Below are 7,264 nucleotides of genomic sequence, written 5' to 3'. Positions count from 1 at the left end.
TTGAGATTCCACTTCTCCACGGGAACCATAATGTTTGTAGTTTGAAGAATGTTGATCTTCAGAATCGAAGACCTCACCCTCACGGAAATCGGGGCTTCCCCCTTGGACTTTGTAGTCCTCACAATGAATGAAACTGCCATGATTTTTATCTTTTTGAATCGTATCACAAAGATAAAAAATCTTTTGGACTTGATACCAAATTGATACCAAATTTTTCGGGCTACTTGATACCAATTCAAGACCTCAAAATCCAATATATTTTGAATATCAGTGATTTAACTATTTTCTTCGGACTCACATATCCCACAAATATCCCGTTTGCGATTCCGCTACGCACCTCCAGCAAATGCCTCTGAGATTGCTCAGGGGTATTATTTTTCTGACCAATATCTGGCGAAAGAACGGGAATAATCATCACATAGGCAATGTTCGAGACGCCAGATTTGATTGCTGATGCACGATGAACTTGTTCCTTGGCGTTGAACGATACTACATGAACATATCAGAAAAGGCAGCCTTCGAACAGCTTCTGCCAGTTGAACAGGCCTTTCCAGAAGCTTTCCATCCTTCTTCTCCAGTTACTGCGATAGCATTCCATACTTTCATCGCAGAGCTTTTGAAAGTCCTTTTCTCCGAAATTCGGGTTTACGCGCAGTGTGAACCTTACCAGACGCTCAATGGAAGCACCAATGCTTTCAAAATCCTCCAACGCTTCCAGCTGTTTTTTGTTTTTACTGTCGATGGTGGAAAAATCCTTAAACGCAATTGCCTGTGCTATCAGACTGATGATGGCTGATACTTCAGACAGGTCCTTTTCTTCATAAAGGTATTTCACGGGCGGAATAGCGCTGTCTGCGGCTCCTTCAATTGCTGTTCCTTTAGTCAGATGCTCCTTGTTCATTGTGTAAATACGAAAAAATCCGAGCCGTCCAAGAGGAGTCCGCTTGGTCCTGGCAGACCATTGACCTACACTCATAGGATAGCCCGGATTGAATATCCGGGCACAACCCCGTTACTGAGGTAGGTCTTGAATTAAACTGCCAGGTTTAGCGGACTACCAGTAAAAAGCTTGTGCTCTTAATATGTTAAAATAGGAATCGTTGCTATGCTTTCACGATTTCTCTACAAAATTAATTTGCATCCAATAAAATAACAAACATTGCAGTCAAAAAAACTTACGTCATTGAAGCAATCAATGACGTAAGATCTCCAATTTATAATTGATGTTCAAGAATCTATAGCTGTGACACTATGATTTCGGTTTTAGGTGAATGAAGTTCCACAACCTTGGTGAGCGGCTCGTAAGTATAGTTGCGGTACTCGAACAATTGTACGTAGGCCAGACCTTCGGCTTTGTTGAAGTAAGCATCCAGACGTATTGTTCCACCGCTGTTGCCTTTCTTTATTTCAGGCTTTATAGCCTTACCGTTGAGGAAATCAAGAATCTGAGCTTTGCATTCCATGCATATTTCCTCCGATTGTCTGGTGAGAACGCTTCCTTGTCCGTCCTTTCTGTAGCCTTTTTTGAATATGCACAGCATTGCCAGTCCAAGTATTGTGAAGAGCACTCCCAGGCCGGCGTTGATGAAGAGCAGGCAGATTCCCGCTACAAATATTGAACCTGATATTGCAAGGTCCTTTGATGTATGTACGCTTTTGAATATTGTTTCCATTGTCTTTGATTCAGTTTGTAATGAATATGATTATGATTGCGATTCAGTGCGGAAGGTCTCTTGATATGACGTAAACCTTCCGCGGTTGTTTTTACTAATGCTTTGGTAATCAGTTGTTTAAAAATATTTACTGCGGAAGGTTCCTGCAAATTCTGCAAACCTTCCGCACACTGTGGGAAGCGGTCCGGCAGGCTAAATCCTTAGATTGCAGATGGAAAGAATGAACCGTGCGTTTGAATGTATTCCGGATGAGAAAAGCTTCAGAGCGCTTTGGAACGTGTATATGCTTTGCGTGTCAATCAGCTTTCCGGCTTTCACCATACGGAATGTAGACCTTGATGAAGACTGTACCCTTCTTCCATTACCGGTGTTTCTGACCGAAGGACTGAAATTATGGCTTTCTTCTGAATACCCCGTTGCGCTTGATGAAAGGATTCCTTGAAGATTGAATCCGAAGGTTCTGCTGGCGCAAGCGGTCCGGCCAATGCTGAAATGCCCGGAATTTGCAGGACAAAGCAAATTGGATTGTGACGCTTTGTCTGCCGGGTTCAGAGAACTGCTGCAGAACAGGTGCGCCAGAATGAAGGATAATATGAATATGAAACGCTTCATCAATCACAAAGATACTCAGAAAAACAATAGCGCAGATATGCCCATTGCAATTTTTTGAGTAATTTTGGAAGCTTTATAAAATGCTTATGAAAAGGTTCGGAATTTGTACACTTTTACTGCTTGCGCTGGCTTGCAGCGCCTTTGCACAGCCGGATTTCAGGAAAGCTGATTCATTGTTCAGCAAGGCCTGCGATTACAAGGCCGCTCTTGCTGAGCTCAGCTCTCTGGAGCTGGCAACACAAGGCAAGGCAAAGGCCGAAGTTCTTTGGAGAATGGCCAGAATCCAATTGATTCTTGGTCAGGAAGAAACAGACAAGGAGGGTAAAAGAAGAGTTTTCGGACAAGGTATCCGTTATGCCGAACAGGGAATCTCACTTGATTCACGCAATGCCGGGTGTTATTTCTGGCACTGTGCCAATGTTGGCAGAGAGTGTCAGACCAGAGGAAAGATGCAGCAGGCATCAAAGGTTTCGGTCATGATGAAGGACCTTGAGATGATCCTAAATACATTGGACCGCACGGATTATTCCGAGGCATGGCAGGCTTTGGCCGAGATATATTACCATCATCCTTTCAAGTCCACCAATGCCGCCATCAATTATGCCCGCAAGGCCATTGATGAAATACCTTCAGATGAATCCAGGCTTTCGTCCTACATTTTCCTTGCACAGATGCTCAGGGAAAGAGACTGGAGCGCTTCAAGAAGGCGCGAGGAAATCAATGACAATATAAAGGAACTCGCACGGCTCAAGAACGGCAAATCAACCAACATCAACAGGTTCGCTTTGTATTCCGCTATCAAGGACACTGCTGTGAATTCGTGCAGGCTTGCGGAATTGTCCGATGCACAGGAGTCTCAGGCATTGGTTAAATATGCTCTTGAGAAATACAGGAGACTCTCATTCAAATCAAAGGTTGACGAGACCGATTACAAACAACTGCTGAAACTATAGTCATTATGGAACGGACATTGTACGGATTCAATTCATCCCAGGACGTAATACATCTTCAAACAAAATATACCCTCTTCAAAAGAGTTGCCAATATCGTGTTCCAGGCAGTGGTTGAATCCGGCTTTGACAGGCCGTTGATGACAAAAGCCATCAATCTTCTGATTGAAAGAAACGACTGCCTCCGCATCAGCTTCGTAAAGGACAGAGGAGCAATCAAACAGTATTTCGTGCCCGAAAGAAAGATTGGAGAGATTCCATACAGAAAACTTGACACTCAGTCCAGACAGAATTCGTTCTTCATGAAGTTCAGGCGCAGGATGCTCAATCCTTTAAAGGGTGAGGTGCTGAAAGTGGCCTATGCCAGCGATCCCAACGGCAAGGAAGTCATATATTTCAAGATAAGCCATTATGTGGCCGACAGTTACGCAATCGGGCTTCTTGTCAAGGACCTTTTTGCCATATACAATGCGTTGAGAAACAATGACGCCCTCCCTGCCCCGAATGCCAGATTCGAGGATGTCTTGAGAAAGGATATGGAATACAAGGACAATGACAATGCCACGTCAAGGGATATGGAGTTCTTCAAGGACTATTATGAGAACAGGCATCCGGAGCATCCTGTATATTGCGGCCTTCACGGAAACGGAAGCGACCGCTGGCTCAAATTCAAGAGGCAGGGCAAATTCTACTGTCCGTACCTGTTCATAAAGTGCAGCACTCAAGGATATAAATTGACCATACCATCGGCAGTGGAGGAAAAGGTGGAGAAATGGTGCGCGGAGAACAGCATTACAATGTCTTCCTTCTTCTACTATGCAATGGCTCTGACAACTTCCCTGATAAATGGCAGGGAAAGACACCAGGCTCCGCTTCAGCTTCTGGACTGCAGGGGAACCCTCGCGGAAAGGAAGTGCGGCGGCACCAAGGTGCAGGCTCTGAGCGTTTATACCAGCGTGGACTATGAAAAGTCATTCAACGATAACATAGCAATGGCGGTGAACGATCAGTCAGGGCTCTTCAGGCACACGAAGCTGTCATATCTGGGACTTGAGAAACTGCAGCACAAACTGTGGAACTATCCAATCACCAGCCAGGTTATAAGTTTCTGCTATTCGTTCATCCCTTATTCCACCGACAATAATGTTGAGCTTACGATACTGAGCAACGGCAAGGGCAGTCTTGTTTCCTACGTTGCGCTTATGTACAATATGCAGAGCCATAAGATAGATGTTGCCTACGATGTTCAGACAGAAATGATAAGCGCAGTGCAGCTTATGGATTTTCATAACAGATATTTGAATACAATAGAGGCTGTGATGTCAAGACCCGATGTAAGTCTGGAAACAATTTTCCCGGCTGCTGTAGAATAATCAAGATACTTATGAGTGAGAAATTCTTTTCCGAGAAAGTTATGCTGGCGGACACCCTGCTCAAGGAAGGTCCGTACAGAAATACGCGTGATGTGGTTGAACGCATTTCGCGTCTCGTCCCCGACAACAGGATTCTGGCCGAACTGAACAGAAACGGCAATATTGTCCATTATACTGCCAGAGAACTTTACAATGAGGTGATGAGCCTTGGAAACGGCCTGCTTGAAGCCGGCCTGGGTGGGGCGCATATTGCAATCATTGCCCCGAACTCATGCAGGTATGTGATTGCGGACCTGTGCATTTCAAGCGGTGTGGGGGTTGTGGTGCCAATGGACAGGGACCTGCCGTCACAGCTGATGGCGGAACTGGTGAACAGATGCGATGCCGATGCAGTCATCTGCGGCTCCCTGTATCTTCACGGCATTGAGGAAATCCTTCCTTCCTGCCCTCGTATCCGCACGGTAATCACCCTCGACCGCAAGGTGGAAGGCTATGCATATTATGAAGAACTAATTGAATCCGGCAGATCATTCTCCACCGGCGACGGTTCATTCGCTTCCAGTCCTTACTGTATGAGGAAACTTGACCCGCACGCAGCTGCTAAAATCATTTTCACCAGTGGAACAACAGGGGCCAACAAGGCTGTTGTTCTGAGCAATGCCAATCTGTCTGCCAACATAGACAATTGTCTTGGAAGCATCAGGGCCGAGCAGTTCAACACCTCCATGAGTGTGCTTCCAATGCATCATTCCGTGGAGATAAACACCCATATAATGACCAGAGTGGCCAGCGGAAGACTTACATATATCTGTGGTGAAATGCGCAATCTGATGCGCTGCCTGAAGATTTTCAAGCCTACTGTCATAACAGTTGTTCCAATGATAGCCACGGCGTTCTACAGGAATATCTGGCAGAACGCCCGCAAGGAAGGCAAGGATGAAAAGCTCATGAAGGGCATAAGAATCTCCAATTTCCTCCGCAGGTTCGGCATTGACCGCACGCGCAGCATGTTCGCTTCCATTCACGAAGTTTTCGGAGGCAATCTCAACATGCTTGTCTGCGGAGGATCGATGCTCAATCCGGTAGTGGTCAAAGGTCTGAATGATATTGGAATCAGAGTGGAGAACGGATACGGAATCACCGAGTGCGGCCCGCTCATCTCAATCAACGCCAATACTTTGAAGGATCATTTGAGCGTTGGCAAGCCTTGTGAGAACATTGAGGTTAAAATTCTTGATCCGGACAGCAACGGGGTGGGGGAACTGTGCGTAAGAGGAGCCAATGTGGCAAAAGGCTATTACAAGGATCCTGAAAACACAAGCAAGGTTTTCTACAGCGATGGATTCTTCAATACAGGAGACAGCGCCAGCATTTCAGCTGACGGAAAGATACATCTGGCAGGCAGGAAGAAGAACGCCATTGTTCTATCCAACGGCAAGAACATTCTCCCGGAAGAAATAGAGAACGTCATTGAATCCAATATGGATTATGCTGCGGATATCGTAGTGTACAAGGTGGAGCATAAGGGGCAGGAACTGCTGTGTGCCGGTCTTTACATTCCGGATGAGCAGATGCGTTCCAATGTTGAGCGGATAAGTGAAGACATCAGGAAAATCAATTCCCTGATGCCTTCATATAAATGCATTGATTACGTTGAACTGCCCGAATGTGAATATGAGAAGACAAGCAGCCGGAAAATCAAGCGCAATCTGCTTCCACAGTCAATTTCCGGAAAAAGTATTGCAATATAGCCGCAGAACTTTCAGCATAAGCGCAATTTTATTATTTTTGCCGCCCAAAAACGGAATTATGATGAAAGACATTGAACAGATCAAGAAAGAACTTCTTCAGATAGCTAAGGAATACATAGACGCACCGCTTGAGGGAATTGACACTTCAGCCAATCTCAAATATCTGGGTCTGAATTCATTTGTGGCGGCTGCAATGATAAATGAGATTGAGGAGCATTTCGGCAAGCCAATACCGGATTCAAAGCTTTACGGCTTCAAGTCTCTTGATGATATCATTGCCTTCCTTATGAATTGAGTATAAGGAAAAGAAGTACGGAAATTATTACAAGCACCTTTTCAAAACCATCTATGTGCTCGTTCTGCTCGCATTGTTCCAATGCGTTGGCCTGTTGATTCACACGGTTTTCATTCTTCACATCCTGTCCGGTGCAATTGAGTTCGCTTCTTCTTCTGCTGCTGTTACTGTTACCGCTGCTTACTGTAAAAAAAGTCTTCATACCTGTATTGTTTTTGTTGATACAAAGGTATTCCGGCTTTTTGACAACTTTTGTCAATTACCCGAATTCAACAAGCACTAATCATTGCCTGCTATATACTTCCCGTCCTTCAAAGAAAGTCTTGACAACCTGAACACCACCAAGATCCTGCGCATCACAGGTCAGGACATTCTCATCCAGAATAACGAAATCTGCATATTTGCCAGGCTCGATACTACCACGCTCCTTCTCCAAATGCAACTGCCAGGCACCATTGTAAGTCATAGCCTGCAGGAACTGGTAGCGGTCTATCAGTTCCTCTGGCTGCCAGGCATACGAACTCGGTTCATATGCACCTGTAACTGCGACCTGCATGCATAGGAAAGGATAATTGATGCCGTCATCCGCCGGAGTGTCCGTACACTGGCT

Annotated in this window: 9 protein-coding genes; 4 read left to right on the top strand and 5 right to left on the bottom strand. The window is 45.3% G+C overall.

Going from position 1 to position 7,264, the window contains the following annotated elements; translation table 11 throughout:
* Positions 1-502: 502 nt before the first annotated feature.
* The 3 genes from AC06L3_RS00935 to AC06L3_RS00925 form a co-directional block, all read right to left on the bottom strand.
* Positions 503-901 (bottom strand): hypothetical protein, encoded by a 399-nt coding sequence (locus AC06L3_RS00935; protein WP_475668750.1) that lies wholly within the window; start codon positions 899-901, stop codon positions 503-505.
* Between the two features lie 334 nt (positions 902-1,235).
* Positions 1,236-1,673, bottom strand: coding sequence for a hypothetical protein (locus AC06L3_RS00930; protein ID WP_475668749.1), 438 nt, complete (start codon positions 1,671-1,673; stop codon positions 1,236-1,238).
* Between the two features lie 192 nt (positions 1,674-1,865).
* Entirely contained in the window at positions 1,866-2,285 is a 420-nt protein-coding gene (locus AC06L3_RS00925) for a hypothetical protein (RefSeq protein WP_475668748.1), read from the bottom strand.
* 86 nt (positions 2,286-2,371) lie between these two features.
* Here AC06L3_RS00925 and AC06L3_RS00920 point away from each other — a divergent pair, with 86 nt between their 5' ends.
* Genes AC06L3_RS00920 through AC06L3_RS00905 form a run of 4 tightly spaced genes read left to right on the top strand, consistent with a single transcriptional unit; the run spans position 2,372 to position 6,654 of the window.
* Positions 2,372-3,238: a hypothetical protein gene (locus tag AC06L3_RS00920; protein WP_475668747.1), complete on the top strand. Its 867-nt coding sequence runs from the start codon at positions 2,372-2,374 to the stop codon at positions 3,236-3,238.
* A 5-nt stretch (positions 3,239-3,243) separates the two neighbouring features.
* The gene (locus AC06L3_RS00915) at positions 3,244-4,608 is read left to right on the top strand and encodes a condensation domain-containing protein (protein ID WP_475668746.1); all 1,365 of its coding nucleotides are present in this window, start codon (positions 3,244-3,246) and stop codon (positions 4,606-4,608) included.
* Positions 4,609-4,619: 11 nt separating this feature from the next.
* Positions 4,620-6,359 (top strand): AMP-binding protein, encoded by a 1,740-nt coding sequence (locus tag AC06L3_RS00910; RefSeq protein ID WP_475668745.1) that lies wholly within the window; start codon positions 4,620-4,622, stop codon positions 6,357-6,359.
* A 58-nt stretch (positions 6,360-6,417) separates the two neighbouring features.
* Positions 6,418-6,654, top strand: coding sequence for an acyl carrier protein (locus AC06L3_RS00905; RefSeq protein ID WP_475668744.1), 237 nt, complete (start codon positions 6,418-6,420; stop codon positions 6,652-6,654).
* Here AC06L3_RS00905 and AC06L3_RS00900 read toward each other — a convergent pair.
* Positions 6,644-6,856, bottom strand: coding sequence for a hypothetical protein (locus tag AC06L3_RS00900; RefSeq protein WP_475668743.1), 213 nt, complete (start codon positions 6,854-6,856; stop codon positions 6,644-6,646). The genes AC06L3_RS00905 and AC06L3_RS00900 overlap by 11 nt on opposite strands.
* 81 nt (positions 6,857-6,937) lie before the next feature.
* A partial coding sequence (locus tag AC06L3_RS00895) for an amidohydrolase family protein (RefSeq protein ID WP_475668742.1) occupies positions 6,938-7,264 on the bottom strand: 327 nt, incomplete at its 5' end.

This window comes from Candidatus Egerieousia sp. (assembly GCF_056211015.1).
This window is presented reverse-complemented; position numbering and strand designations above follow the sequence as displayed.